This window comes from Polaromonas sp. P1_F9, from assembly GCF_056405615.1.
On sequence record NZ_JBFUBT010000001.1, the window covers coordinates 815,405 to 840,265 of the forward strand.

The 24,861-nt window shown below is 62.1% G+C and carries 25 protein-coding genes; 13 read left to right on the plus strand and 12 right to left on the minus strand.

Annotated features, from left to right (window positions below; all coding sequences use genetic code 11):
- Nucleotides 1-12: 12 nt before the first annotated feature.
- Nucleotides 13-261 (minus strand): exodeoxyribonuclease VII small subunit, encoded by a 249-nt coding sequence (locus tag AC1DYR_RS03815; RefSeq protein ID WP_477703902.1) that lies wholly within the window; start codon nt 259-261, stop codon nt 13-15.
- A gap of 279 nt (nt 262-540) precedes the next feature.
- Here AC1DYR_RS03815 and AC1DYR_RS03820 point away from each other — a divergent pair, with 279 nt between their 5' ends.
- The 4 genes from AC1DYR_RS03820 (at nt 541) to AC1DYR_RS03835 (ending at nt 4,118) form a co-directional block, all read left to right on the plus strand.
- Entirely contained in the window at nt 541-1,659 is a 1,119-nt protein-coding gene (locus tag AC1DYR_RS03820) for an aromatic ring-hydroxylating oxygenase subunit alpha (protein ID WP_477703903.1), read from the plus strand.
- A gap of 91 nt (nt 1,660-1,750) precedes the next feature.
- Complete coding sequence (locus tag AC1DYR_RS03825; RefSeq protein WP_477703904.1) at nt 1,751-2,746, plus strand: DMT family transporter; 996 nt, start codon at nt 1,751-1,753, stop codon at nt 2,744-2,746.
- A 10-nt stretch (nt 2,747-2,756) separates the two neighbouring features.
- A complete protein-coding gene (locus AC1DYR_RS03830; protein ID WP_477703905.1) occupies nt 2,757-3,656 on the plus strand; it encodes a sulfurtransferase in 900 nt (299 codons plus the stop codon).
- A 195-nt stretch (nt 3,657-3,851) separates the two neighbouring features.
- A complete protein-coding gene (locus AC1DYR_RS03835) occupies nt 3,852-4,118 on the plus strand; it encodes a hypothetical protein (RefSeq protein ID WP_477703906.1) in 267 nt (88 codons plus the stop codon).
- Between the two features lie 117 nt (nt 4,119-4,235).
- On the opposite strand, the gene AC1DYR_RS03840 is transcribed toward AC1DYR_RS03835, so the two are convergent.
- The 7 genes from AC1DYR_RS03840 to AC1DYR_RS03870 form a co-directional block, all read right to left on the minus strand.
- The gene (locus tag AC1DYR_RS03840) at nt 4,236-4,418 is read right to left on the minus strand and encodes a hypothetical protein (RefSeq protein ID WP_477646334.1); all 183 of its coding nucleotides are present in this window, start codon (nt 4,416-4,418) and stop codon (nt 4,236-4,238) included.
- Between the two features lie 374 nt (nt 4,419-4,792).
- Entirely contained in the window at nt 4,793-6,055 is a 1,263-nt protein-coding gene (locus AC1DYR_RS03845) for an FAD-dependent oxidoreductase (protein WP_477703907.1), read from the minus strand.
- Nucleotides 6,056-6,474: 419 nt separating this feature from the next.
- Nucleotides 6,475-6,699, minus strand: a complete 225-nt coding sequence (locus tag AC1DYR_RS03850) for a hypothetical protein (protein ID WP_477703908.1) — start codon at nt 6,697-6,699, stop codon at nt 6,475-6,477.
- 165 nt (nt 6,700-6,864) lie between these two features.
- Entirely contained in the window at nt 6,865-7,710 is an 846-nt protein-coding gene (locus AC1DYR_RS03855; RefSeq protein WP_477703909.1) for a ZIP family metal transporter, read from the minus strand.
- 349 nt (nt 7,711-8,059) lie between these two features.
- On the minus strand, nt 8,060-8,971 hold the full coding sequence (locus AC1DYR_RS03860) for a dienelactone hydrolase family protein (RefSeq protein WP_477703910.1): 912 nt from the start codon (nt 8,969-8,971) through the stop codon (nt 8,060-8,062).
- Nucleotides 8,972-9,118: 147 nt separating this feature from the next.
- Nucleotides 9,119-9,919 carry a fumarylacetoacetate hydrolase family protein gene (locus AC1DYR_RS03865; RefSeq protein WP_477703911.1) on the minus strand — a complete coding sequence of 267 codons (801 nt, stop codon included), beginning with the start codon at nt 9,917-9,919 and terminating at the stop codon, nt 9,119-9,121.
- A gap of 157 nt (nt 9,920-10,076) precedes the next feature.
- The gene (locus tag AC1DYR_RS03870; protein ID WP_477703912.1) at nt 10,077-10,985 is read right to left on the minus strand and encodes a helix-turn-helix transcriptional regulator; all 909 of its coding nucleotides are present in this window, start codon (nt 10,983-10,985) and stop codon (nt 10,077-10,079) included.
- A gap of 97 nt (nt 10,986-11,082) precedes the next feature.
- On the opposite strand from AC1DYR_RS03870, the gene AC1DYR_RS03875 reads away from it, so the two are divergent.
- From AC1DYR_RS03875 to AC1DYR_RS03890, 4 genes are all read left to right on the plus strand, one after another.
- Nucleotides 11,083-11,655: a GbsR/MarR family transcriptional regulator gene (locus tag AC1DYR_RS03875; RefSeq protein WP_477703913.1), complete on the plus strand. Its 573-nt coding sequence runs from the start codon at nt 11,083-11,085 to the stop codon at nt 11,653-11,655.
- A 79-nt stretch (nt 11,656-11,734) separates the two neighbouring features.
- Nucleotides 11,735-12,256, plus strand: a complete 522-nt coding sequence (locus AC1DYR_RS03880; RefSeq protein ID WP_477703914.1) for a thiol-disulfide oxidoreductase DCC family protein — start codon at nt 11,735-11,737, stop codon at nt 12,254-12,256.
- 52 nt (nt 12,257-12,308) lie between these two features.
- Nucleotides 12,309-12,731, plus strand: a complete 423-nt coding sequence (locus AC1DYR_RS03885) for a hypothetical protein (RefSeq protein ID WP_477703915.1) — start codon at nt 12,309-12,311, stop codon at nt 12,729-12,731.
- Nucleotides 12,732-12,756: 25 nt separating this feature from the next.
- Nucleotides 12,757-13,698 (plus strand): SAM-dependent methyltransferase, encoded by a 942-nt coding sequence (locus AC1DYR_RS03890; protein WP_477703916.1) that lies wholly within the window; start codon nt 12,757-12,759, stop codon nt 13,696-13,698.
- 4 nt (nt 13,699-13,702) lie between these two features.
- Here AC1DYR_RS03890 and polA read toward each other — a convergent pair whose 3' ends face one another.
- The gene (polA, locus tag AC1DYR_RS03895) at nt 13,703-16,534 is read right to left on the minus strand and encodes a DNA polymerase I (RefSeq protein WP_477703917.1); all 2,832 of its coding nucleotides are present in this window, start codon (nt 16,532-16,534) and stop codon (nt 13,703-13,705) included.
- A 153-nt stretch (nt 16,535-16,687) separates the two neighbouring features.
- Between polA and AC1DYR_RS03900 the strand changes: the two genes are divergently transcribed.
- From AC1DYR_RS03900 to AC1DYR_RS03915, 4 genes are all read left to right on the plus strand, one after another.
- Nucleotides 16,688-17,035: a hypothetical protein gene (locus tag AC1DYR_RS03900; RefSeq protein ID WP_477703918.1), complete on the plus strand. Its 348-nt coding sequence runs from the start codon at nt 16,688-16,690 to the stop codon at nt 17,033-17,035.
- Nucleotides 17,036-17,092: 57 nt separating this feature from the next.
- Nucleotides 17,093-18,043, plus strand: coding sequence for a homoserine kinase (locus tag AC1DYR_RS03905; RefSeq protein WP_477703919.1), 951 nt, complete (start codon nt 17,093-17,095; stop codon nt 18,041-18,043).
- A 134-nt stretch (nt 18,044-18,177) separates the two neighbouring features.
- The gene (locus AC1DYR_RS03910; RefSeq protein WP_477703920.1) at nt 18,178-19,014 is read left to right on the plus strand and encodes a BPSS1780 family membrane protein; all 837 of its coding nucleotides are present in this window, start codon (nt 18,178-18,180) and stop codon (nt 19,012-19,014) included.
- Nucleotides 19,011-19,730: a FecR family protein gene (locus tag AC1DYR_RS03915; RefSeq protein WP_477703921.1), complete on the plus strand. Its 720-nt coding sequence runs from the start codon at nt 19,011-19,013 to the stop codon at nt 19,728-19,730. Before AC1DYR_RS03910 ends, AC1DYR_RS03915 begins: the two co-directional genes overlap by 4 nt.
- 20 nt (nt 19,731-19,750) lie before the next feature.
- Here AC1DYR_RS03915 and AC1DYR_RS03920 read toward each other — a convergent pair whose 3' ends face one another.
- A complete protein-coding gene (locus tag AC1DYR_RS03920; protein WP_477703922.1) occupies nt 19,751-20,587 on the minus strand; it encodes an IclR family transcriptional regulator in 837 nt (278 codons plus the stop codon).
- Between the two features lie 184 nt (nt 20,588-20,771).
- Between AC1DYR_RS03920 and AC1DYR_RS03925 the strand changes: the two genes are divergently transcribed.
- A complete protein-coding gene (locus tag AC1DYR_RS03925; protein ID WP_477703923.1) occupies nt 20,772-21,929 on the plus strand; it encodes an ABC transporter substrate-binding protein in 1,158 nt (385 codons plus the stop codon).
- Here the strand turns inward: AC1DYR_RS03925 and AC1DYR_RS03930 are convergent.
- Together AC1DYR_RS03930 and AC1DYR_RS03935 are read right to left on the minus strand one after the other, a co-directional pair.
- On the minus strand, nt 21,922-22,323 hold the full coding sequence (locus AC1DYR_RS03930) for a hypothetical protein (protein WP_477703924.1): 402 nt from the start codon (nt 22,321-22,323) through the stop codon (nt 21,922-21,924). The genes AC1DYR_RS03925 and AC1DYR_RS03930 overlap by 8 nt on opposite strands.
- A 50-nt stretch (nt 22,324-22,373) precedes the next feature.
- Nucleotides 22,374-24,806, minus strand: a complete 2,433-nt coding sequence (locus AC1DYR_RS03935; protein ID WP_477703925.1) for a UvrD-helicase domain-containing protein — start codon at nt 24,804-24,806, stop codon at nt 22,374-22,376.
- Nucleotides 24,807-24,861 lie beyond the last annotated feature (55 nt).

Consider the following 24,861-nt stretch of genomic DNA (forward strand, 5'->3'; position numbering starts at 1 on the left):
GCAATGAGCCGGTTATTCCTGCACCCACGGCTTGAGTTCCGTGCCTTCCAGCACCTTGATCTGGGTTTCCACGGCCTCAAGCTTGTCCCTGCAGAACTTCAGCAGCTGTGCACCGCGCTGGTAGCCGGTAAGCAGTTGGTCCAGCGGCAGCTGACCGGATTCCAGGCTGTCAACCAGCCCTTCGAGTTCCTGCAATGCGGCCTCATAGCTGGCGGGCAATGCCGATGCGGAGGCAGCGGTGGACGAAGGACTTTTGGCCATGGTGATTTGGATGAAGGGTGATTTTAGGCCGTTGCAGGCAAGTTGCGGCCCCGGCGTCCGGGACTACGAATCCATACATCTCTATTATCCGGCGACGGCGTGTGAAGACCCGCAAAAAAGCCTGCGCGGGTACAATTGATAACAGTTCTCGATAACGGCAGTGCCCCTGCTGCGGGATATCCGGCCTTGTTTTATCTGTGGGCTGACGCTCAGCCTGCCTACCCGCTTGTCAACAGCCTCCATCGCCCTGGCGCGGGGGGCATGTTCACCGAAATTTGCATGTCTGATCTCAGCCTCCGTCTCCTGCAGGCCACCAGCCAGCTCCCCATTTCCAGCTATTTTGATGCGGGCCTGTACCAGCGGGAGCAGCAAAAGCTGTTTGCCCGCGGGCCGCGCTACCTGGGCCATGAACTGGCCGTACCCCACCTGGGCGACTACTATGCCTTGCCGCACGAAGGCGAAGGCCGGGCGCTGGTGCGCAACGCCTCCGGCATCGAGCTGATCTCCAACGTATGCCGGCACCGCCAATCCACCATGCTGCAGGGCCGAGGCAATACCGGCAGCAACATCGTCTGCCCGTTGCACCGCTGGACGTACAACACGTCGGGCGAGCTCATAGGCGCACCGCACTTCGAAATCGACCCCTGCCTGAACCTGAACCGCTACAAAACCACGACCTGGAACGGCCTGGTGTTCGAGGACACGGGCCGCGACGTCGCCGCCGAAATGTCGCAGCTGGCCACCTACGCCGACCTCGATTTTTCCGGCTACCAGCTCGACAAGGTTCACCTGCACGAGTGCAACTACAACTGGAAAACCTTCATCGAGGTCTATCTGGAGGACTACCACGTCGGCCCCTTCCACCCCGGCCTGGGCGGCTTTGTCACCACCGACGACCTGCGCTGGCAACTTGAACCCGCCTATTCAGTGCAGACCGTGGGCGTGTCGGACAAGCTGGGCAAGCCCGGCACCGACACCTACAAGAAATGGCATGACGTGGTGCTGCAGTACCGCAAGGGTGTGCCCCCCAAATACGGCGCAATCTGGCTCACCTACTACCCGCACGTCATGGTTGAGTGGTATCCGCATGTACTCGTGGTCAGCACGCTGCATCCACGGGGCCCCGACAAGACACTGAACGTGGTCGAGTTTTTCTACCCCGAGGAAATCTGCGCCTTCGAGCGCGAATTCATCGAGGCGCAGCAGGCCGCCTATATGGAAACCTGCGTGGAAGACGACGAAATCGCCCTGCGCATGGACGCCGGCCGCAAGGCCCTGATGGTTCGCGGCGACAACGAGTTCGGCCCTTACCAAAGCCCCATGGAAGACGGCATGCAGCACTTTCACGAGTGGTACCGCCGCGAAATGGGCGCCAGCAAAACCACCCAGATGATCTAAGGGCGCCCGCATGCTATTAATTTAATAGCTGCTCGCGCATGTCCTCATTGGGCTACGGCCATTTTTTATCCCAAATAACCGCCTGAAAACAATGCAAGCCGTCTGGATGGTCCTTTCCTCGCTCCTGTTTGCCACGATGGGGGTCTGCGTCAAGTACGCGTCCGAACACTTCAACAGCGCCGAACTGGTGTTCTACCGCGGCACCCTGGGCATCGTCTTCATGGCCGCCTACGCCCGCGCCCGCGGCATCACCCTGGCCACCCGCTGCCCGGCCATGCACGCCTGGCGCAGCGTGATCGGCGTGATGTCGCTGTCAGCCTGGTTTTATGCGATTGCCCATCTGCCGCTGGCGACCGCCATGACGCTCAACTACATGAGCAGCGTGTGGATTGCGGCCTTCCTGGTCGGTGGTGCGTTGATGGCCTGGGCGCCGCCGAAGGCAAATGACACGCTGAGCGCCGCCGGGCCGCCCCAAGGCGCGAGCGCCCCCTCGGGGGGCAGCGCAGCACGCGAAGCGGCAAGCGTGGGGGCTCTATTTTCCAGCCAGGGGCCTCTCGTCATGGCTATCCTGGCGAGTTTTGCCGGCGTCGTCATGCTGCTGCGCCCCGCCATCGACCAGAACCAGACCTTTGCCGGGCTGGTGGGACTGATGTCGGGCCTGGGTGCTGCCTTTGCCTACATGCAGGTCATGGCGATTTCGCGCATGGGCGAGCCCGAAACGCGCACCGTGTTTTATTTTGCAGTCGGCGCGGCGGTTGCCGGCGCGCTCGGCATGTGCGTCATGGGCATCACACCCTGGAACTGGGAACACGCGCTGTGGCTGCCGCCCATCGGCATCCTGGCTTCGCTGGGCCAGCTGTCGATGACCAAGGCCTATTCCATGTCCGAAAACCATGGCGGGACATTGATGGTTGCCAACCTGCAGTACTCGGGCATTGTGTTCGCGGCCCTCTACAGCCTGATCCTGTTTGGCGACAATATCCCCCTGATCGGCTGGGCCGGCATGGGCCTCATCATCGTCAGCGCGATTGCCGCAACTGTTTTGCGCGCCCGCGCTGCGCCGAACGCCCCGGCAGAGGAACACTAAGGAGCATGCAATGAGCTACACCACCCTGATTTCCGCGGAACAACTACAGGCGCTGATGGCATCGGCCAAGCCCCTGCGTATCTTCGACTGCACGTTCGACCTGATGAAGCCCAACGCCGGCCAGGAGCAGTACCTCGCTTCGCACATTCCCGGCGCCGTGTATGCCAACCTTGACACCGCATTGAGTGCCAAGCATGGTGTGGCGGGCGCCCATGGCGTGATCACGGCCAGCGGCGCTGATGCACCGGCATCAGGTGGACGCCACCCGCTGCCAAACCGCGAGAAGTTCGCCACCTGGCTTTCCAGTGTCGGCTTTGCCAACAACATGCAGGCGGTGGTGTATGACCGCAACGGCGCCAACTACTGCGGGCGCCTCTGGTGGATGCTCAAGTGGGCCGGCCATGAAAACGTGGCGGTGCTCGACGGTGGGCTGCAAGCCTGGCAGGCCGCAGGCTGCGCCGTCAACAGCGGCGAAGAACCCGCGCATTTCCAGGCCAGCTTCCTTCTGGCGCCGGAAAAAGCCACGCTGGTATCGGCCCAGACCGTGGCGAGCCAGCTGGGTCGCCCGACACAAACACTGGTTGACGCGCGCGCCACGCCGCGTTTCAAGGGCGAAGTGGAGCCGCTGGATCCAGTGGCCGGCCACATACCCGGCGCATTGAACCGCCCCTTCGGCCAGAACCTGGGGCCCGACGGGAAGTTCAAGCCGGCAGCACAGCTCAAGGCAGAGTTTGAAGCCCTGCTGGCGGGCCGCAACCCGGCCACCGTGGTACACCATTGCGGCAGCGGCGTCAGCGCCGTTCCCAACCTGATTGCCATGGAGCTGGCCGGCCTCGGAAGAAGCGCGCTCTACGCCGGCAGCTGGAGCGACTGGTGCAGCGACCCGGCGCATCCGGTCGCACAGGGCTGAGGCCACACTGCTTCGCGGCGCCGCCAGAAACACAAAAACCTGCACGCTGGAAAGCGTGCAGGTTTTTTTCATGTTGAAGCGGCCGCGCAGGACCCGCTCAAAAGTGCCGGTCAATGCCGGATTTTCAGGTCCGATTACTTGGCCGGAGCGCTGGCTGCCGTACCAGGCGTCGCCGCGTCACCTGTCATCGGGGACGTGCTGGTTCCCATTGGGGTGCTACCGGTTGTGGACGTACCCATCGAAGAGCTGCTGCTTGTTGGGGATGGCGTGGTCGACGGCGAAGGTGTGGTCGAAGGTGAAGCGGCAGGTGTCGAAGGCGACGCGCCGGTGTCTTCCACCTTTTTGCCACAGGCTCCCAGAGCCAGCAAAGCGGCCAGGGCAACGGCGGTAAGGGCAGCAGGTTTGAATTTGGATGCGTGCATGTCGGTTTCCTTTTTTGAAGATGAAATGGCTGAGCGGTGAGTGGCTGAACGTCAGCCGGAATTCAATTTAGCCCGCTACATCGGGCTTACCCCATGAGACGGTGTCCCACAGGGCTGTAAGCGTTTTTCGCCTGATGCGCACACAGAGGCGCCTGCATCAGCAGGCGCGCGCGTGGCCGGACAAACGGATGCGCTTGTGCGGGTTGTCAAGCCGTGAACCCGACGAAGGGCCGGCACCGCGACTGCTCCGCGAGCCGTTGTCGGGCCGGTCACCCAGGCGCCCTTTCGAAGGGCTGGGTTCGGGCCTGTGGGAGTGAAGTGTCTCTGCGGTGGTTTTCATGACGGTCTCCTGAAAGTCACCCCTGCTTGCGGCAGGAAAGCCGTTGCGAGGTGCAAACTGTTGAATGGGATTGGGGGTTGGGGTGGTTTGCGGCGCTTGCACACCTGCTACGCACCTGTGCCTGCCTTATTCACTGTAGGCATCGTTGCGGCCGGGGAATGTAGGCAATGCCTGTGGATTGCGTAGGAACAAACCTACAGACCGTCTTCATTTCGCCTTTTTCCTGCGGACGCCAGCGCTTAAGTCCCCCTGAAAAAGAAAGCCGATGCAGGTCAGTCCGGACCCTGAAAATCCTCAAAAATAGAAACAAAATGGCCGCTCACCCTTATGGAAGCGCCGCAAGCAGCTATTAAATCAATAGCACTTACGACCATTCAGCCGGTATCAGCAGTCACCGGCTGGGCAGGCGAGCGCACGTGCTCAGGCCGCACGCCCACGCCGACCGCATAGGCCGGCAGCGCCTGCAGCAGGGGCCAGCGCCGCATCAGCTTCAGCGGCCAGGGCAGCGCCATGGGCGGGCCGTCGCGCCCCCGCGCCGCCAGTACCGGGCTGAGCAGGCGGTTCTGGATGGCGACCTGCACCGCCTGCGTGACGCGTGTGGGAAACAGCCGGCGTTTTTGCACCTGCGCCAGAAAGGGTGTCAGCGCGGCGCGGTCCAGCTGCGAGTTTGCCAGGGGTGCAGCCAGAATATTGGCCGCCGCCACGGCATCCTGCACCGCCAGGTTGATGCCCACGCCACCCACAGGCGACATGGCATGTGCGGCGTCGCCGATGCACAGCAGGCCCGGCTTGTACCAGTGCTCCAGCCGGTCGACCGTGACACTCAGCAGCTTGATGTCGTCCCAACTGGCCAGGGTGGCGATACGGTCGGCAAAGAGTGGCGCCACTTTCACCACGTCTGTTCGGAAAGCCTCCAGCCCCTGCGAGCGAACAGCCTCGATGCCGCCCTTGGGAATCACATAGGCGCACTGCCAGTAGGTACGGCGGTCAATCATGGCGAGGAAGATGCCGTTGGTAATGCGCCCACCCGTCGTGGAAGGATCGCCCGGCATCCTGGGCAGGCGCATCCACAGCACATCAATAGGCGCCCCCAGATCGCGCACGACCAGCCCCGCCGAACTGCGCACCGTGGACCGCCTGCCATCGGCGCCGATCACGAGGTCCGCCATCACCTGCAAGGCGCCCCCGGGCGTGGCGACCTCCACGCCCGTCACCGCACCGCCCTGCTGGATCACACTGGTCACTTCGGCGTTCTGGATCAGGCGAAAACCGGGATACAGCTCCGCTTCATCGCGCACAAAATCCAGGAACTCCCATTGGGGCATCATCGCGATGAATTTGCAGCGCAGGCGCAAATGCCTGAAGCTGGCCAGCACGAGCTCGGTGTTGCCGACCACGGCGCGCAACTCGCTTACTTCGTCGTGCGGGCGCGCCAGGAATTTCTCCAGCAGGCCCAGTTCGTGAATCACTTCAAGGGTGGAGGGATGCACGGTGTCGCCGCGAAAGTCACGCAGGAAGTCAGCGTGCTTTTCCAGCACAAGCACCTGCACCCCGGCGCGTGCCAGCAAAAGACTCAGCATCATGCCGGCCGGGCCGCCGCCTGCGATGCAGCAGCGCACATTCATTACGTCGGCCATGGTGTCTCCCGGAGATGAAAATCCTCCGACCATATCCAGGCTTGATGGCCCTTGCAAGCTCCAGGCGGGGGCAGCTACCGCCCAGATCCGTCAACATCTCTTGCGGAGCTGTTTTCGCCTATTTCAGCGTCATTGGCATGGGGGTGGTCTGCACTTCACCCGGGTCCGGCGGGGTGTCCAGGGGCGGCAGGGGCTCGGGTGGCGGAACGTTCGGGTTGGTGGCCATGGCTACTTCCTGCTTTCCTTTTCCGGCGTCGCTGGGCCCCTGCCAGGCGCCTGCAGAGACTGCGGCGGCTCCACCCGCCTGGGCAAGTCGCGGATCATCGCTTCACCTTTTTCGTCCCGGCCGTCGGACGGCAAGTCGGCCTCCGACGTCGGTTCGGGCTCTTCATTGCCCGGCCGCTTGCGCGTTCCGCCCGTCACAGGCCCACCACCATGAGCGGTATGTCATGCGTCGCCAGCGCAGCAGCGGCTGCCATGCTGGCGAAAACGGTGATAAAAAAAGCGATGTACGCGGCTGCGCGCGGGCGGTGAAAACTTCGCGGCTTGCGTTGTGGCGTTTCTTGAGCCCACTCGCCGCTGACATCGTAGGCCGAAGGGCGGAAAGCGCTGGAAACCGTGGTGGAGTCTGAATGGAAGTTCATGGCGGGCCTGCCTTTTGCACAGTGTTTTGCACAACGCAACGGAGCATCAAAAGGATGCTTGGCCTTATCTTCCCGCTCCGCCCGAAACCCGCCTATAGGTCGCCAGGCCTTGTACCTGTCAGGCGCCGTCTGACAGCAGCCGCAACTGCAGTTGCGCCTTGCCGCTCAGTGGTGGTGCGCCATCCCGCTGATCAGCGTGACCAGGCCGATGCCGATACCCAGCCAGGCGATTTGCGCCATGGTTTCCCGGGCGGTGACGCGTTTTTGCAACTGGGGAATCAGGTCGGCCAGCGCGACGTAAATGAAGCTGCTGGACGCCATGATCAGGAAAAACGGCAGGTAGTCGTACAGCTGGTCAACCAGCGCGTAGCCCACCACGCCACCCAGCGCGGTGACGGCACCGGCAAGCGACACCTTGATGAAAGCGGCGCGGCGGTTGTTGGAGGTCTGGCGCAGCACCACCAGGTCGCCCATGTGGTGAGGCACTTCATGCACCAGCACCGCCAGTGCGGCGACCACGCCCAGCCGCAAATCGGCCATGAAGGCCGACGCGATCAGGATGCCATCGCCGAAAGCGTGCACGCTGTCGCCGGCCAGCACGGCCCAGCTGCCGCTTTTGGCTTCGCCATGCGTATGGCTGTGGTGGCCGTGGTGGCTGTGCGCGGCATGGACGTGCTCTGTATGGTCATGCTGCGCATGCGCCGCCACCTCGGGGCCATGGTGTTCGCCGCCATGGTGCTCATGGCCGTGATGCCACAGCTCGGCCTTGTCGAGCAGGAAGAAAAACACCAGCCCGACCAGCAAGGTGGCAAACAGTTCCTTGGCCCCGGCCTGGCTTTCAAAAGCCTCGGGCAGCAAATGCATGAAGGCCGTGGCCAGTAGCGCGCCGGCCGCCAGGCTGAGCATGTGCTGGGTGTACCGGGCCAGCACGCCAAAGCTGAGCAGCGCCGCCAGCCACACGCTGCCAATCCCTGCAGCCAGGGTTCCCACCAAAATTGCTATCAAAGTCATAGCTGCTTGCGCTCGTATTTATTGGGCTGAAGCCCAAAATCATTCAATAACATCCGTGGAGGTTACCCCAGACGACAAACCCCGGCGCGGCATCCAATGCCTGCGGCCGGGGTTTCTTTTATCTTATCGTGACTGTCAAGGGGTTAGCCCCACGCTCCCCCAAAGGGGCGGCCCGCCTGCGCCCACCGGCAAAGCAGGTTCCATGGCTCATGCTGGGTTGAAGATTCGGGGGCGTATGCAGCGGGATATTTCGCCAGTGGGGGCCGAGGGTCCGGCTTCGCCGGCCCCAGGCGCCGCCCCCTTGAGGGGGGAACAGGCTACACGCAGTGAGCCTGGACGGGGGTGCTTTTTAATTCACGCCGTGGGATTTAAACCATTCCAGGGCGCGCTTGAAGCCGTCATCTGCCGCATCCTTGCGGTAGCTCGGGCGGTAGTCGGCATGAAAGGCATGGGGAGCTTGCGGATAGACCACAAACTCGGAAGCTGCGGCTGCCTTGTTGCCTTTGGCGCCGGCTTCGGCCAGCGCGTCCTTCATCTGGTTGACGGTGGTCAGCGGGATGCCGCCGTCCTGCCCGCCGTAGAGACCCAGTACGGGCGCCTTGAGGTTGGCTGCCAGGTCCAGCGGGTGCTTGGGCGTCGGCGCTGATGGCTGGCCGACCAGGCGGCCGTACCAGGCCACGCCGGCTTTGACGTTCCTGCTTTGTTCGGCATACAGCCAGGTGATGCGGCCACCCCAGCAAAAACCGGTGATGCCCACCTTTTTGGCATTGCCACCGTTAGCGGCTGCCCACTTCACGGCGCCGTCAAGGTCGGCCATGACCTGTTCGTCAGGCACTTTGGACACCACTTCGGCCATGAGCTTGGCCATTTCGTTGTACTTGCTGGGGTCGCCCTGACGCGCATAGAGCTCGGGGGCAATCGCCAGATAGCCGGCCTTGGCAAAGCGCCGGGCCGTGTCGGCGATGTATTCGTGCACGCCAAAAATTTCCTGGATCACAAGCACCACCGGCAGGTTGGTCTTGCCGGCGGGCGCCGCAAAGAAAGCGGGCACCTTGAAGCCATTGACTTCATAGGTGGTTTCGCCGGTCTTCAGGCCTTCTGAGGAAGTTTTGATGGCTGTCTGCGCCATGATGGGCATGGCGGTGGCGGCATACCCAACCCCCAGGGCCGTTTTGAGCGCAGTGCGGCGACTGGCGCCGGCTTCGGTGGACCGCCCGGGCAGCAGGGCGTCGAAGTCTTTCTTCTGGTCGTGTTCAAGCATGGCGGTTTCCTAAGTGAGTTGTTGGAGGGCGAAAGGCGAAAGAAGGCAAGCTGTCGGAGTCTATGCGGCCCCGAAAGTTCTTGCCACCGAGGGGCGATGACACGGGTGTTTTCCCTTGCCCCGCCCCTCCCCGTCAGCCGCCTTCCCTTAAACAATCTTGACGCTGAGCTCCGGCAGGCCGTCGATATGGCATTCGATGACATCGCCCTTGACCACCGGGCCGACGTTTTCAGGCGTACCCGAGTAAATGATGTCGCCGGGAAAGAGCTCAAACGCTTCGGACAGTTTGGAGATCTGCTCGGCCACCGACCAGATCATGTGGTTCAGCGTGGCCTGCTGCTTGACCTGGCCGTTGACCTTGAGCCAGATCGCGCCTTTGGTGTAGTGGCCGGTCTGCGCAACCTTGTGGATGGGGCCGATGGGAGCAGAGCGGTCAAAGCTCTTGCCGATTTCCCAGGGCTTTTTCTGGTCGCCCATGCCGCGCTGCAGGTCGCGGCGCGTCATGTCCAGGCCGAGCGCGTAACCGTAAACACGATCCAGCGCCTCGCTCATCGGGATGTTGCGCCCGCCCTTGGCCAGCGCCGCCACGAGTTCGACTTCATAGTGGTAGTTTTTGGTCAGTGTGGGGTACGGGTGGTCTGCAACCTTGCCGGGCGGCACCACCTGAATCGCATCCGTCGGCTTCTGGAAAAAGAATGGCGGCTCGCGGCTCGGGTCGGAGCCCATCTCGATCGCATGTGCTGCGTAGTTGCGGCCTATGCAGTAAATGCGACGCACCGGAAACATCTCGGCGCTGCCCGCAATGGGGATGTAGGTCTCGGCCACCGTAAAAGGCGTGGCCGGCGCATTGGCCGCCGTGCCCGGCGTGGCGCAGCCGACGACGGCGCCTGTCGCCATCAGGGCGCCTGTTTGCAGAATTCCGCGTTTGCTCATGTCTGGTTGTGTCATGTGTGTCTCCTGGGATTGTTGAAAGCTGGAGCTTGTTGTCGGGTGTTTTTCTCCAGCTATCGAGCTTAGGGTTCACAGGCCGCGCGCAGGAGGACGCAATTACGCATTTACCGGACGATTCAATGCAACGCCGCTGCGCTGCAGCAGTAACTGGGTTTCAGGTTGAACCGGAAATTTTGGCGCGTACCGAGTCGCGAAAAGCCTTGGGGGTCTGGCCGAAACGCTGGCGGAAGCGCCGCGCGAAGTAGGCCTCATCGGCAAAGCCCGAGGCATAGGCGATGCTGGCGATGCGCTGGCTGCTGTGCGCCAGTTGTTCCTGCGCAAACTCCAGGCGCCGTTCGGTCACCAGGTCAGTGAAAGTCTTGCCGGTTTCTTTCTTCAGCAGATGCGCAAGGTAGTTGGGCGAGAGGAAAGCGGCCGCTGCCGCGTCGGCCAGCGTGACCTCGCCGGCCAGGTGCTCGCGGATGTAGCGCACCGCGCGCTGCAGGCTGGCACGCCGGCTGCCCTGCTGCGCCTGGCTGGCCGAAAAACGCAGCAGGTCGGCTTCGTACTTGCGGCAGACCATGCCGATCAGCTGCAGCATCAGGCCGCGGATCATCTCGATGGAGCCGAAGCGGCGATTGGCGTTTTCAAACGCGAGTTTTTCGAGCAGTGCCTCGACTTCGGGTAACTCCGTCTTTGAAAAATAAAAGTCGGTGTGTTCCTGGAAGAGAAAGGGGGCGAGTTCGGGCGCGCGGGTCAGCGGCACGTCCTCAAGGTCCAGCGGGTCCACATCGAGGCCGGGGCGCAGGAACTGCTGCGACATGTTGATGATGACGTAGCGCGAACCCTCGGGATGCGGGATCACATGCACGCGGTAAGGCAGGATAAAACTCAAATAGCCGCGCCGGAAGGGCCGCACCGTGCCGGCCACATTCTGTTCGGTGTCGCCCTGCAGGCTGATCTGGATCTGGAAATACTCGTGCCGGTGCGGGCGTACCAGCGGCGGCCGCACCAGCTGGGACCGGATGTCGAAGTCGAGGTGGTCGGCCCGCTCGGACATGCCGTAGGTCTTGATGTCTGTCATGCGCCGTATTCTCGGGCTTGGGCCTTTGCTGTTGTTTCTTTTCAGAATCTTTTATTTCTGTATTGACAGAAATTTCAGATGGCGTATATTCAGAACTATGGAACTCAGCCCCGTCGCCCGCAAATTCGTCGTCCACTGGGGAGAAATGGGCACCGCCTGGGGCGTGAACCGCACCGTTTCACAAATCCACGCCCTGCTTTTCTTCCACGGCCGCCCGCTGCATGCCGAAGACATCGCCGATACGCTGGAAGTGGCGCGCTCCAATGTCAGCAACAGCCTCAAGGAACTGCTGAACTGGAACCTGATCCGTGCGACCCATGTGCTGGGCGACAGGCGCGACTATTACGAAACCTCGCTCGACGTCTGGGAACTCTTTCGCACCGTGGTGCGCGAGCGCAAGGAGCGCGAGTTTGACCCGACCGTGCGCATGCTGCGCGAGCTGGTGAAGGAAGACGGCTTTGAGGCCGAGTCCGCCGATGCCCAGGACCGGGTGCGGGAAACGCTGCGCCTGATGGAATCCCTGGGCTCGTGGGCCGACGAGATGCTGCGGCTGTCACCCACCACGCTGGAGAAAGTGCTGCGCATGGGCGCCAGCGTGCAGAAGTTCGTGCGGGGCGACAGCGACGCGAAACTCATGGACCCCTCCGAACTTTTACCGCCCACTTTTTGATTTAGAGGACCTGGCCAGCTTTGGCCATTTTTTTGACTATTTATTTCTGTTTGTACTGAAATTTCTAAAGGAGAGAAATATGACAAGCGCCCGCATAACCACCCGCAGCGTTCCCGACCTGGGCAACACCCGTTACGACAGCTTCAAGGCCGGGCTGGATCCCACGATTTATCCGCTGACCCTGTTCTACGAATCCGCCTGCCCGCTCTGCAATGCAGAAATGAGCAACCTCATGCTGCGCGACACCGAAGGCCATCTGCGCTTTGCCGATGTCTCGGCGCCGGACTTCGCCGATGTGCCTGCCGGCGCCACGATGCAAGACCTGCTGGACCTCATCCATGCACGCACTGCGGACGGCCGCGTGCTCAAGGGCGTCGAGGTGTTCCGGCTGGCTTACGAAGCCGTCGGCCTGGGCTGGGTCAGCTCGGCCATGCGCATGCCCGTGCTGCGCCCGCTGGCCGAATGGGGCTACCCGGTGCTGGCACGCAACCGCCACCGCATCCCGCGCGGCTTCGTTCGCCTGCTGTTTGAAGGCGCTGTGCGGCGCGCGGCCGAGCGCTCGGTCCTGGCGCGCTGCGACGCCGGAAGCTGCTCACGCTAAGCCGTTCCATCACCACTCACCCAACCATCCGAGCAAACGAAAGGAAATCATCATGAGTGCCAACCTGTTTTTTGTCTCCCTGCTGATCGCGCTGGTCGGCCCGGTCGTTGCGATCACTTACCTCAAGCCCATCCTCTACAAAGTGCTGCGCATGCTGTGCGACGCCGACGGCGGGGCCGAGTTCTGGATACGCTGCGCCTACCTGCTGGCGGTGTCCGGCACCTTGCTGCTGATGCTGACCTTCGGCGAATTCAATGACCGCAGCAGCGTCATCGACACCGTGCGGCGTTCGCTGTGGCTGGTGCTGGCGGGCGTGTTTGTCACCGTCGCAATCATTTCGCGCAATGTGTGGATGCAAGTGCGGCAATGGCTGGCGGCGAAAGAGCTCGCTGCCCATGTGCAAGGTGCCCGCATCGCCAGGCCCGCCGAATCGGCTGTGTCCGATGCATCCTCCACGGCCGGCTGGCCCGCCTGAAGAGGTTCATGAACGGAGAACAGAAATGATCACCGCAACACCTGCCACGCCCCGCGTCATCACCCCGCAATCCAAAGGAGGCGAAGCACGGCTGGCGGACATCAGGTCCTACTACAACGCCGTGGCCGAGGACTACCGGGCCTGGAGCCCCGGCATGAATATGCACTTCGGTTACTGGACCTGGAAGGTCAACCCCCAAAGCCGCGAAGCCATGCTGGAGCGCATGAACCAGGAGGTGCTTCAGCGGCTGGCATTGCCAGACAGTGGCGCCGTCCTGCTTGCGGACCTGGGCTGCGGCGCTGGCGCCACAGCGCGGTCCATCGTCCAGAGCCGCAAGCACAGCACGGTGGACGCCGTCACACTGGTGGCGCAGCAAATTGTCCAGGGTGCCCAACTCAACCAGGCCGCGGCCTTGCCCAACCAGGTCCGCTTTCACCTGGCCGACTATGTAGATACCGGCTTGCGCACGGGTGCGTACGACGGTGTCTACGCGCTTGAAAGTGCCTGCCACGCACCAGGGGCCGACAAGCGCGCACTGGTGCGCGAGGCCGCACGCCTGCTGCGGCCCGGCGGCACGTTGGTGATTGCCGATGCCTTGCGGCGCAACAACAAACCCCTGCCAGGATTCATGGAGCGGATTTACAGGCTTTGGTGCCATCACTGGGCGGTCAATGAACTGGCGGAGAAACAGGCGCTGCACGCCGCGCTTGCCAGCCACGGATTCACCGACATCCGGTTTCAGGACATCAGCCTGCGCCTGGCGCCGAGTGCATTGCAAATTCCGCTGTTTGCCACACGCTTTGCACTGCGTGAACTCTGGCGGGCCCGTTTCCGCCTGTCACCGCTGCGCCGCGGCCACATCGTGGCGTCCTATGCGGCCTTCCTGCTGGGCCTGTGGCTGCCGGGGCTTGGCTACTACATGGTCACCGCGCGCAAACCAGCGGACGGCGACACATCGCCGCATTAACTGATCAGTGCGCCTTGTCCCAGTTGGGCCCCACGCCGATCTCCGCCAGCAAAGGTACTTTCAGTTCAGCCACGCTGGCCATCAGGCGCGGGATTTCGGTACGCAGCCACTCGACCTCCGCCTCCGGCACTTCAAACACCAGTTCATCGTGCACCTGCATGATCATCTTGGTGGCGCGCTTTTCTTCGTCAAGCACCTGCTGCACCTTGTTCATGCTGAGCTTGATCAGGTCGGCCGCCGTGCCCTGCATAGGCGCGTTGATGGCCTGGCGTTCGGCGGCCTTCTTGCGCGGCCCGTTGCCGCCGTTGATTTCCGACAGGTAAAGGCGCCGGCCGAAGACGGTCTCCACGAAGTGATTTTCCTGGGCGAACACCACGGTCTGGTCCATGTAATTCTTGACACCCGGGTAGCGCTGGAAGTATTTGTCGATGTAGGCTGCTGCAGCCTTGGTTTCGATGCCAAGGTTGCGTGCCAGGCCAAAGCTGCTCATGCCGTAAATCAGGCCGAAGTTGATGACCTTGGCATAGCGGCGCTGTTCGCTACTGACCTGATCAACCGCCACGCCGAACACCTCTGCCGCCGTGGCACGGTGCACGTCGAGGCCGTTGGTAAAGGCACTGAGCAGCGCCTCGTCCCCGCTGATGTGCGCCATGATGCGCAGCTCGATCTGTGAGTAATCGGCACTGGCAATCACGCTGCCCGCAGGCGCTACGAAGGCTTCGCGCACACGCCGGCCCTCCACCGTGCGTATCGGGATGTTCTGCAGGTTGGGGTCGTTGCTGGAAAGCCGCCCCGTGACCGCGACGGCCTGCGCATAGTGCGTGTGCACGCGGCCCGTGCGAGGCAACGCCAGTTGCGCGAGCTTGTCGGTGTAGGTGCCCTTGAGCTTGCTCAGCGAGCGGTGCTCAAGCAGCTTGGCCGGCAACGGGTAGTCTTCAGCCAGTTTTTCGAGCACTTCCTCGTCGGTGCTACGCGCGCCGCTAGGGGTCTTCTTGATGACCGGCATGCCAAGCTTGTCGAAGAAAATCTCGCCGAGCTGCTTGGGACTGCCCAGGTTGAAGGGCTGGCCGGCGATCTCGTAGGCCTCGGCTTCCAGCTGAATGATGCGCTGGCCCAGCTCGTGACTCTGCGCGGCCAGCGTGGGTGCGTCGATCATCACGCCGTTGCGTTCAATGCGGTACAGCGTTTCGCTGCTCTGCATTTCCAGCTCATAGATAAAGCGCAGCTTCTCGTTGGCCTCCAGCTGCGGCCACAGTACGCGGTGCACGTCCAGCGTCTGGTCAGAGTCTTCGCACGAATATTCGGCAGCTTTCGCGATGTCGACCTGGTTGAACTTGATCTGGTGCGCGCCTTTGCCGCACAGATCTTCGTAGTTGATGCCGCTGCGGCCCACATGCCGCTCGGCCAGGCTGGCCAGGCCATGCGGCTTGGTCACTTCCAGCACATAGCTTTGCAGCATGGTGTCGTGCGCATAGCCCTGCACCTCGATGCCGTGGTTGGCGAACACGTGGCGGTCGTATTTGACGTGCTGGCCCAGCTTGGCTTTACCCGGGTTTTCCAGCCAGGGCTTCAGGCGCGTCAGCACTTCGTCGCGCGGCAGTTGGGTGGGTGCATCAGGATAGTCGTGCGTGAGCGGAATGTAGGCCGCTTCGCCGGGCGTGACGCTGAAACTCAGGCCGACGATTTCGGCCAGCATTTCGTCGAGCGAGGTGGTTTCGGTGTCCAGCGCGACCAGTTCAGCCGCTTCGATTTTGACGAGCCAGCGGTCGAACGCCTCCCAGGTGAGCACCGTGTCGTAGCTCAGGTTGCTGGCACGTTCGGCCGGCGGCGTGTCGGTCAGCGGCGCTTCGTCAAACAGGCCCGGCGAATCCGAACGGCCGCCTGAACCGCCGGCGGGCGCGGGCTTGTGCCTGCCTTCAGGTCCGCCAATCAATTCCGGCGGCGTGCTTTCGATTTCGATCTGCTTGACCAGGCCTTTGAAGCCGTACTTTTCATAAAAGGCTTTCAGGGCTTCCGTCTGCTGGCCGCCGATAGTGATGGCATCCAGGGCGGGCAGGCCGTCTATATAGCCGTCCAGCTCGCAATCTTTCTTGATGGTCAGCAGCTCCCGGCCCTTGGGCAACCACTCCAGCGATTGGCGCAGGTTCTCACCCACCACGCCCTTGATCTCGCCGGCACGGGCCACCAGTGCATCGAGCGAGCCGTATTCGAGCAGCCATTTCACGGCGGTCTTGGGGCCGACCTTGGGCACGCCGGGCACGTTGTCGACCGCATCGCCGACCAGGGCCTGGTAGTCCACCATGAGCCGCGGTGGCACGCCGAATTCGGCCTCGACGCCGGCCAGGTCGCGCCGGCGGTCGTTCATGGTGTCGATGACGGTGATGTTTTCGTCGACCAGCTGGCTCAAATCCTTGTCGCCGCTGGAGATGATGACTTCGATACCCTGCTTTGAAGCAATGCAGGCCAGCGTGCCGATCACGTCGTCAGCCTCTACGCCCGGAACATCCAATACCTTCCAGCCCAACAGCCGAACCACCTCGTGGATGGGCTCGACCTGGCTACGCAGGTCGTCGGGCATGGGTGAGCGCTGGGCCTTGTATTCAGGGTACAGCGCATCGCGAAAGGTCGGCCCTTTGGCATCGAACACGCAGGCAGCGAAGTCAGCGCGCACGTCCTTGCGCAGCTTTTGCATCATGTTGACCATGCCGCGTATGGCGCCGGTCGCCGGACTGGCCGGGTCGCCCGGGTTGGCCCTCAGGTCGGGCATGGCATGGAAGGCGCGGTACAGGTAGCTGGAGCCGTCCACCAGCAGCAGTGTTTTTTTGTCGGTACTCATGCAGCCGATTGTCGGGGATATCGGCCAGCTGCCGCCCGCGGCGCCGATAGCGCCCGGCGCTGGCCTGTGGGGAAGCTTTCCGCCTACAGCCGCAGCTCCCTTATTACGACATACCGGGCTTGTCGGCCGGGCCCCGCGGCCTACAATGCAGGCATGAACCACGCTCTCCGCCCTCTTCTTGCCGCCGCGTTTGCGGTGCTGCCGCTGGCTGCGGCCATGGCTCAAGCGCCTGCACAAAACGCAGTGCCGCCAGTGACCGCGGAGGCCCCGGCCCCTGCAGGCCGGCCGGACAAGGCAATCCAGCGCATTCGCACTGAAGACGCGGGCAGCCGGATCGACGAACTTCGTGTGGGCGGCGAAACGCAGCAAATCCTGGTTCAGCCCAAAGTCGGCGGTGCAGCTTACGAAATCAAGCCCGCGGAAGGCGCCCGGGGCACCGCCCCCGCGTCGACCAACAACGACACGAACGGCTCACGCGTCTGGAACGTGCTGAAGTTCTGATTTTCGCAGCTCCACGTACTCCAAGAACTCCAAGAACTCCAGGATCCAGTTTCAGGCATGGCCGTATATACCGAAGTCTCGTTTGACGAGGCTGCAGCGTTCTTGAACGCCCTGAATCGGGGGCAGCTGCAAAATATCAAAGGTGCCGCAGGCGGCATCGAAAACACCAACTACTTTGTGGACACCGACCAGGGCCAGTATGTACTGACCCTGTTTGAGCGCCTGACATTCGAGCAACTGCCGTTTTACCTGCACCTGATGAAGCACCTGGCGGCGCACGGTATTCCGGTGCCTGATCCGGCAGCCGACCCCAAAGGGAACATTCTTCACCGCCTGAAGGACAAACCGGCCTCCGTCGTCAACAAGCTGCGCGGCCACAGTGAGCTGGCGCCCACCGCCGGTCACTGCGCCGGTGTCGGGGAAACACTGGCGCGCATGCACCTCGCAGGCCTCGAATACCCGCGGCGCCAGCCCAACCTGCGGGGCCTGGCCTGGTGGAACGAGACCGTTCCAGTCGTGCTGCCCTACATAACACCCGAGCAGCGCAGCCTTATTTTGGGCGAGCTGGCCTACCAGAACCATGTAGCGGCTTCATCCGCCTTTGGCAGCCTGCCGCGCGGCGCCATACACGCCGACCTCTTTCGCGACAACGTGATGTTCGAAGACGGCCGGCTCACCGGTTTTTTTGATTTTTACTTCGCCGGCTGCGACACCTTCCTGTTCGACATCGGTGTATGCCTCAACGATTGGTGCATAGACCTGGAAACCGGCGTACAGGACGAAGCCCGTTCGGCGGCCTTCATGAAGGCTTACGAAAGCGTGCGGCGCCTGACGCCGCAGGAGCGCAGGCTCCTGCCGGCCATGCAGCGCGCGGGAGCCCTGCGCTTTTGGCTGTCGCGGCTGTGGGACTTGCATTTGCCCCGTGAAGCTGCAGTGCTCAAGCCGCACGACCCCAGCCATTTCGAGCGTGTCCTGCGCGAGCGGCTCACGCACCCTTACGTCCTCTAGCCCAAGCCACCCGCGGGCCTGATGACCCTTCGGCCAAGGCCTGTTTGAGGGCCAGCGCCAGGCGTCGCTGCTTTCAGGCAAACTGCCCTCCTGCAATATCCCGGTCTCGTCCGGCCCATTTCCCGCTGAAGACCATGAAACTTAATATTGTTCCCGCAAGCACCGGCATGACCTGGGTCAGGTTGGGCATCAAGACTTTCATGCAGCAGCCACTGGCCATGTCGGGCCTGTTTTTCCTGTACCTGGCCGCAGTCACGGTGCTTTCCTTGCTGCCGTTTTTCGGACTGATCCTGGCGCTGATGATTGTTCCCGCTGCCATGCTGGGCCTGATGGCCGCCACACAGGAAGCCGTGAAGGGAAAATTTCCCATGCCCACGGTGCTCCTCAGCGCTTTTCGCGCGGGACGCGAGCGTTTGGGCGCGATGCTTGTCCTGGGCGCGATCTATGCGGCGTTCTGCGTGCTGATCAACTGGATCGTGCCGATGCTGGTGGACCCCCCGGTTGCCGCCGACGCGAGCCGCGAGGCGATGATGACGCCGCAGTTCCAGCTGGCCATGGCCAAGAACATGTCGGTGTCCCTGCTGCTGTACCTGCCTGTGCTGCTGCTGTTCTGGCATGCACCCGCCCTGGTTCACTGGCACGGCATTTCCCCGGTCAAAAGCCTCTTTTTCAGCGTTGTCGCCTGCGTTCGCAACGCGGGGGCCTTCCTGATGTTCGGGCTGGGCTGGCTCGGCGTATCCATGGGCCTGGTCATCGTGCTGAGCGTGCTTGCCGGCCTGACAGGCAGCGCTGAATTCGCGGCCGCGGCAATGATGCCCCTGGGCTTGCTCATCGCAGCCATGTTTTCCACCTCGATTTACTTCACGTTTCGTGATAGCTTCGTGGCCACGCTACCCGGTGACTCGCCGGACGGCGCCCATAACCCGGAAAACACCAACAACGACCCCGCTACCCCAGGAGATTCTTCATGACCCAGCACCAGCTGCAAGGCCGTACCGAACAGGAAATTTTGTGGTTTCAACGGCGTGACACGCTCAAGGCAGCAGCCGCCTGGGTAGCGATGGGGGGACTGCCGGCCGCCATGGCCCAGCAGCGAAGCAACATCGTCGAACTCCGGGGCGATGCCCTGCTCAACGGCACCCGGCTGCAGACCGGCCAAACCATTCTCACTGGCGACCAGATCCAGACGGGCCCGGGTTCCAACCTGATGTTTGTCATCGGCAACTCGGCATTCCAGGTGCGCGAGAACTCCATGATGAAGGTGGAACGCGGCAACTCGCTCAATACCGTGAGCCTTCTGCGCCTGCTCACGGGCGCCGTGGTCAGCGTCTGGGGCAAGGGCAGCAGCCGTTCCATTGTCCTGCCCACGCTGACGGCCGGCATACGTGGCACCGGCGTCTATGCCGAGGTCTTCGCCGACCAGGGAGACCGCAGCTATTTCTGCAACTGCTACGGTACGGTTGACATGGAGTCGAACGGGGAAAAAACCGTGTCACAGTCAAGTTACCACCAGTCATTCTGGGGCGAAGTGGAGCCCAAAAACGGCCACCGTCTCACCCCCGCCAACGCGATCAACCACAGTGACGAGGAACTGGAATTCCTCGCCGGCCTGATCGATCAGCGTACCTCCTGGCAAATTGCAGGCAGGAAAGGGATCAAGGACGGCAGCGGAAAAATGACCTACTGACCCGGCCTCACCCGCGCTGGCTATAAGGCATCGCCGGATGCGTTTTGCAGCCGTCTGACCAATGCCACCAGTTGCGGCTGCACCTGCGTCGTCAGGAAATGCGGCGAAAGATTGAACCCCGGGCCGCCGCAGCTCACCACCATAACGGAGCGCCTACCCGGTGGCCGGAATGCAGCAGCGATAGCGTTAACGTCCTTCTGCCAATCCCCAAAAGACGCGCAGCAGCCGTGATCGCGGTAATGCGCCAGCGCCAGCGCCATCACCTCGCGGGTTTTAGGCCACGCTTCCTCGTCCTGGACCCGAATACGCTCAAGCAGGGTCTCACGCTCCTTATCCGAACAGCCGCACAGGTAGGCCCGCCCCATCGCAGTGCTGGCCAGTGGAATGCGTGAACCCACGTCCAGGCTGAGCGTAAGCGCAGATTCGCTTCTGCAGTTTTCCACATAAATCATGCTCAGGCGATCGCGTATCCCCAGCGATACCATGGCCTGCGAACTGTCGGCGAGATCCTGCATCAACGGCCTGGCGAGCTGCCGCATGTCCATGCGCGCCAGCATGGCGCTGCCCAGCGCCAGTACCGCACTCCCCAGCCGATACCCCGCGCGACCGCTGGCGTCCTGCGCATGCTCGAGGTAGCCATGCTTGGTCAGTGTGTAGGTCAATCGCGAAATCGTTGACTTGGGCAGGCCGCAGCGGCGTGCCAGTTCCGTGTTGCCCAAGGACCGGTCTCGTGAGCGAAAAGCGCTGAGCACATCCAGGCCGCGTGCCAACGCCGTCACAAAGTGCCGATCTTCCTTGGCATGAACAGGGCTGACCGCTCCGGAAGCCGATCCGCTGGAAACAGGAGATTGAGACATGGCAAGTTCTGCAGTGCAGAATAAAAAGTTCGGCGATTGTGGCATTTCGTCACCATTGAAACCACAACCCAAGGGAAATCCACTACCAGAACTGTATCTTAATGTTTCAAAATCTACCTAATAAACGGATAAACGGTTCTGCAATGCAGAACAAGTAATTAATTTTAACTAACGGGAAAAACTGATGGAAACAAAAAAAATTCGTCTCATGGCGAAAGCCGTGGGATTCGCCGCCCTGCTGTCGGTGGCTCTTTCCGGCTACGCAGCGCCGGGACGCGAAGATCTGGTGATCGGCCAGGTGGCGCCGCTGACAGGCACCATCGCCGGAACCGGTAACGAATACGTGGCCGGCGGCGCTGCATATTTCGCCTATGTCAACGACAACGGCGGAATTTATGGCCGCAAGATACGCGTGGCCCTCAAGGATGACAGCTACAAGCCGGACCAGACCCTTGCCCTGACACGCCAGCTGCTGGCCGAGGAAAAGCCTTTGGCCCTCTTCGGCTTTGTCGGAACCGGCAACGTGCTGGCCCTGAACAAGAACAAGGTGCTTGAAGAGGCGGGTATCGCCCTGCTGGCGCCCTACACGGGTGCCCAGGAGTTGCGCGACCCGGTGAACCCCCTGATTTTCCACATCCGTGCCAGCTACGCCGACGAAACAGCCCGCATGGTGGAACACCTGTACACCATTGGCCTGCGCCGCTTCGCGGTGATGTACCAGGACGACCCCTTCGGCAAAAGCGGCCTGGCCGGTGCGGAAAGCGCGATGAAAAAACTGGGCATGACGGCCGTGGCCACAGGCAGCTACGACCGCACCAAGCCCGAGGAAGTCGATGCAGCGGTCGCGGCCATCACCCCGGCCAATGCGGACGCCATCATCATGGTTTCGGTCAATCGCGCCTCCGCAGCGTTCGTCAAGAAAATGCGGGCGCAGGGCAGCAAGGCTCGCCTGTTCAGTATCTCGGTGGTGAACTTCAAGGAACTGCTGAAAAACGCCGGGGAAGACAACGCCCGCGGCATCGGCATTTCCCAGGTCATGCCCTACCCTTATTCCACCCTGGCGCCAGTGGCGCGCGAGTTCCAGACCCTGATGGCCAAATACCAGCCGGACAAGGTGGTCTCCTACGCCAGCATGGAGTCCTTCATTGCAGCCAAGATTCTTGTTGAAGCCATGCGCCGCAGCGGCGCCGATCCAACACGCCAGAAAATCATCACCCAGCTGGAGAAGATGAACAGCTACGACGCGGGAGGTTTCAAGGTAAGCTTTTCGCCGGAGAACCGTGTCGGCTCGAAGTTTGTTGAAGTGACCGTGATCGGCCGCGACGGCAGGTTGCTCAAGTAGCGCGGCGCACTTCCAGGATCTCGTACTCCATCGCCTCTTCGTAGGTCTTGGCGTCGCTCAGCGCCAGGTGCAGCAGAATCCTGGGCGCATGTGCCTTGATAACCCTGTGCATCAACACGCCGACGACGACCATCGGCAGGCCCACCCAGAGGTAGCCGTACATGGAAAGCACCACACCGATGCCCAGGAGGGGCAAGGAAATGCCGACCACAAAGAGCCGGTGCTTGACGTATTTTTGCGCACGCTCCGGGTTCACGATGACCCGGAACCGGCCGTGCGGCAGGCCGGTGCGGAATTCCTGGTGCGGAACATAAATCGCTGACGGGCTTTCAGGGTTTTCAGTGCCTTCATTTTTTCCGGTCTCGATTCCGGTTTCGGTGTTTGTCTCTGTCATTATTTTTCCGCCAGGTTGAATTCAGCAAAACGCCTCAAACGGCGCGGCCACTACACCACCGTCAGCTTGGCCACGCTCAGGGCCAGCCACTTCACACCGTGCCGCGTGAAGTTGATCTGCGCGCGTGCATCGTCGCCGCTACCCTCGAGCATCAGCACTTTTCCTTCCCCGAACTTGGCATGGAACACTTCCATGCCGCTTTTGAGCCCATGCGAAGGCGCATTCTTCTGAGGCGGCACCGGAGGGTTGGCAAAACGCTCTGCGCCGCCAGTTTTTGAAGAAAAAACGCTGCTAGCCCAATCCCCACGTGCGCCACCAGCTCCTGAATTGCTAGCACCAGACCATCCGCCGGAACCCACTCCCGACGCAAAACCGGGGTTCTTCGGCGTGATCCATTTGAGGGCGGCTTCCGGCAACTCGTCAAAAAACCGGCTCTTGAGGTTGTAGCGCGTCTGGCCGTGCAGCATGCGGGTTTGCGAATGGCTGAGATACAGGCGCTTGCGCGCGCGCGTGATCGCGACATACATCAGCCGGCGTTCTTCTTCCAGGCCATCGCGGTCGCTCATCGAGTTCTCGTGCGGAAAGATGCCGTCTTCCAGGCCGGTGATGAACACGCAGTCAAACTCCAGCCCCTTGGACGAATGCACGGTCATGAGCTGCACCGCATCCTGTCCGGCCTGGGCCTGGTTGTCGCCCGACTCCAGCGCGGCGTGCGTGAGGAAGGCCGCCAGGGGCGACAACGTCTCGCCGGTTTCAGTGTCGGGCGCCAGCGCCTCAGGCAAGGGCTCGTTCACCAGCGGCGCAGACGCATCCAGCCCCTGGCTGGCTGGGGACTGGGTGAGCCGCGCGCCCAGCTCGTCGACCGGCAGCGCCACTGCATCGCGGCCAAAGCCTTCCTGGCTGACGAAAGATTCGGCAGCGTTGACCAGTTCGGCCAGATTCTCCAGCCGGTCCTGGCCTTCCTTTTCGGTTTTGTAGTGTTCTTCCAGGCCGCTGTGCTGCAGCACCAGCTCGATAATCTCCCGCAGCGTCAGCCCCGTGGTCTGCTCGCTCAGCACCTGGATTTTGGCGGCAAAGGCGCCGAGGTTCGCGCCTGCCTTGCCCGGCACGGCACTCACGCCGTCGTACAGCGAACAGCCGGCCGCGCGCGAAATATCCTGCAGTTGCTCAATGCTGCGCGCGCCAATCCCGCGCGGCGGAAAATTGACGACACGCATGAAGCTGGTGTCGTCGTGCGGGTTCTCCAGCAGGCGCAGGTAAGCGAGTGCATGCTTGATTTCAGCGCGCTCGAAAAAGCGCAGGCCGCCATAGACGCGGTAAGGCACCCCGGCATTGAAAAGCGCGGTTTCCATCACCCGGCTTTGCGCATTGCTGCGGTACAGCAGCGCGATCTCCTTGCGCTCGGTGCCGTCACGCACCAGTTGCTTCACTTCATCCACAAACCACTGGGCCTCGGCAAAATCGCTGGTGGATTCATACACACGCACCGGTTCGCCCGGCCCTGCTTCGGTGCGCAGGTTTTTGCCCAGGCGTTTGCTGTTGTGGCTGATCAGCTCGTTGGCTGAATCGAGAATGTTGCCGAAGCTGCGGTAGTTGCGCTCCAGCTTGATCTGGTGTGTCACTTCGAACTCGCGCACAAAGTCGGCCATATTGCCCACGCGCGCGCCGCGAAAAGCGTAAATGCTCTGGTCGTCGTCGCCCACCGCCACCACCGAGCCACCGGGCATGGCGTCCGTGCCTTGGGCCGCATCGGGCCCTTGCCCGGCCAGCATCTTGATCCAGGCGTACTGCAGTTTGTTGGTGTCCTGGAATTCGTCGATCAGGATGTGGCGAAAACGCCGCTGATAGTGCTCACGCACGGGGACGTTGTCACGCAGCAGTTCGTAGCTGCGCAGCATGAGCTCGCCGAAATCCACCACGCCTTCGCGCTGGCACTGCTCTTCATACAGAGCATAAATTTCGACCTTCTTGCGGCCTTCTTCGTCGCGCACCTGCACGTCTTTGGCGCGCAGGCCGTCTTCCTTGTTGCCGGCAATAAACCACATCAGTTGCTTGGGCGGAAAACGTTCGTCGTCCACATTGAACTGTTTGCACAGGCGCTTGATGGCCGAGAGCTGGTCCTGCGTATCGAGGATCTGAAAACTTTGCGGCAGGTTCGCCAGCTTGTAGTGCGCGCGCAAAAACCGGTTGCACAGGCCGTGGAAGGTGCCAATCCACATGCCACGCACATTCACCGGCAGCATGGCCGACAGGCGCGCCATCATTTCCTTGGCGGCCTTGTTGGTGAACGTCACCGCCAGAATGCCGCCGGGCGACACCTGGCCGGTTTGCAGCAGCCAGGCGATGCGTGTCGTCAGCACCCGCGTCTTGCCGGACCCGGCGCCAGCCAGGATCAGCGCATGCGTATTGGGCAGCGTGACCGCTGCGAGTTGCTCCGGATTGAGGTTTTGCAGGAGAGGGGAGCTGGGGACTTCTGGGAACATCCCCCATTGTAGAAAGATCAACGGCTCCGGCACGGTGCCGGGATACTCCCCGTAT

Excerpts from the sequence above, each read along its gene's own strand:
- AC1DYR_RS03815 (WP_477703902.1), bottom strand. The coding sequence starts at position 261 with ATGGCCAAAAGTCCTTCGTCCACCGCTGCCTCCGCATCGGCATTGCCC.
- AC1DYR_RS03890 (WP_477703916.1), top strand. The coding sequence starts at position 12,757 with ATGATCACCGCAACACCTGCCACGCCCCGCGTCATCACCCCGCAATCC.
- AC1DYR_RS03865 (WP_477703911.1), bottom strand. The coding sequence starts at position 9,919 with ATGACACAACCAGACATGAGCAAACGCGGAATTCTGCAAACAGGCGCC.
- AC1DYR_RS03825 (WP_477703904.1), top strand. The coding sequence starts at position 1,751 with ATGCAAGCCGTCTGGATGGTCCTTTCCTCGCTCCTGTTTGCCACGATG.
- AC1DYR_RS03870 (WP_477703912.1), bottom strand. The coding sequence starts at position 10,985 with ATGACAGACATCAAGACCTACGGCATGTCCGAGCGGGCCGACCACCTC.
- AC1DYR_RS03885 (WP_477703915.1), top strand. The coding sequence starts at position 12,309 with ATGAGTGCCAACCTGTTTTTTGTCTCCCTGCTGATCGCGCTGGTCGGC.
- AC1DYR_RS03850 (WP_477703908.1), bottom strand. The coding sequence starts at position 6,699 with ATGAACTTCCATTCAGACTCCACCACGGTTTCCAGCGCTTTCCGCCCT.
- AC1DYR_RS03915 (WP_477703921.1), top strand. The coding sequence starts at position 19,011 with ATGACCCAGCACCAGCTGCAAGGCCGTACCGAACAGGAAATTTTGTGG.
- AC1DYR_RS03905 (WP_477703919.1), top strand. The coding sequence starts at position 17,093 with ATGGCCGTATATACCGAAGTCTCGTTTGACGAGGCTGCAGCGTTCTTG.
- AC1DYR_RS03900 (WP_477703918.1), top strand. The coding sequence starts at position 16,688 with ATGAACCACGCTCTCCGCCCTCTTCTTGCCGCCGCGTTTGCGGTGCTG.
- AC1DYR_RS03880 (WP_477703914.1), top strand. The coding sequence starts at position 11,735 with ATGACAAGCGCCCGCATAACCACCCGCAGCGTTCCCGACCTGGGCAAC.
- AC1DYR_RS03920 (WP_477703922.1), bottom strand. The coding sequence starts at position 20,587 with ATGTCTCAATCTCCTGTTTCCAGCGGATCGGCTTCCGGAGCGGTCAGC.
- AC1DYR_RS03925 (WP_477703923.1), top strand. The coding sequence starts at position 20,772 with ATGGAAACAAAAAAAATTCGTCTCATGGCGAAAGCCGTGGGATTCGCC.
- AC1DYR_RS03855 (WP_477703909.1), bottom strand. The coding sequence starts at position 7,710 with ATGACTTTGATAGCAATTTTGGTGGGAACCCTGGCTGCAGGGATTGGC.
- AC1DYR_RS03910 (WP_477703920.1), top strand. The coding sequence starts at position 18,178 with ATGAAACTTAATATTGTTCCCGCAAGCACCGGCATGACCTGGGTCAGG.
- AC1DYR_RS03875 (WP_477703913.1), top strand. The coding sequence starts at position 11,083 with ATGGAACTCAGCCCCGTCGCCCGCAAATTCGTCGTCCACTGGGGAGAA.
- AC1DYR_RS03935 (WP_477703925.1), bottom strand. The coding sequence starts at position 24,806 with ATGTTCCCAGAAGTCCCCAGCTCCCCTCTCCTGCAAAACCTCAATCCG.
- AC1DYR_RS03830 (WP_477703905.1), top strand. The coding sequence starts at position 2,757 with ATGAGCTACACCACCCTGATTTCCGCGGAACAACTACAGGCGCTGATG.
- AC1DYR_RS03820 (WP_477703903.1), top strand. The coding sequence starts at position 541 with ATGTCTGATCTCAGCCTCCGTCTCCTGCAGGCCACCAGCCAGCTCCCC.
- polA (WP_477703917.1), bottom strand. The coding sequence starts at position 16,534 with ATGAGTACCGACAAAAAAACACTGCTGCTGGTGGACGGCTCCAGCTAC.
- AC1DYR_RS03860 (WP_477703910.1), bottom strand. The coding sequence starts at position 8,971 with ATGCTTGAACACGACCAGAAGAAAGACTTCGACGCCCTGCTGCCCGGG.
- AC1DYR_RS03930 (WP_477703924.1), bottom strand. The coding sequence starts at position 22,323 with ATGACAGAGACAAACACCGAAACCGGAATCGAGACCGGAAAAAATGAA.
- AC1DYR_RS03845 (WP_477703907.1), bottom strand. The coding sequence starts at position 6,055 with ATGGCCGACGTAATGAATGTGCGCTGCTGCATCGCAGGCGGCGGCCCG.
- AC1DYR_RS03840 (WP_477646334.1), bottom strand. The coding sequence starts at position 4,418 with ATGAAAACCACCGCAGAGACACTTCACTCCCACAGGCCCGAACCCAGC.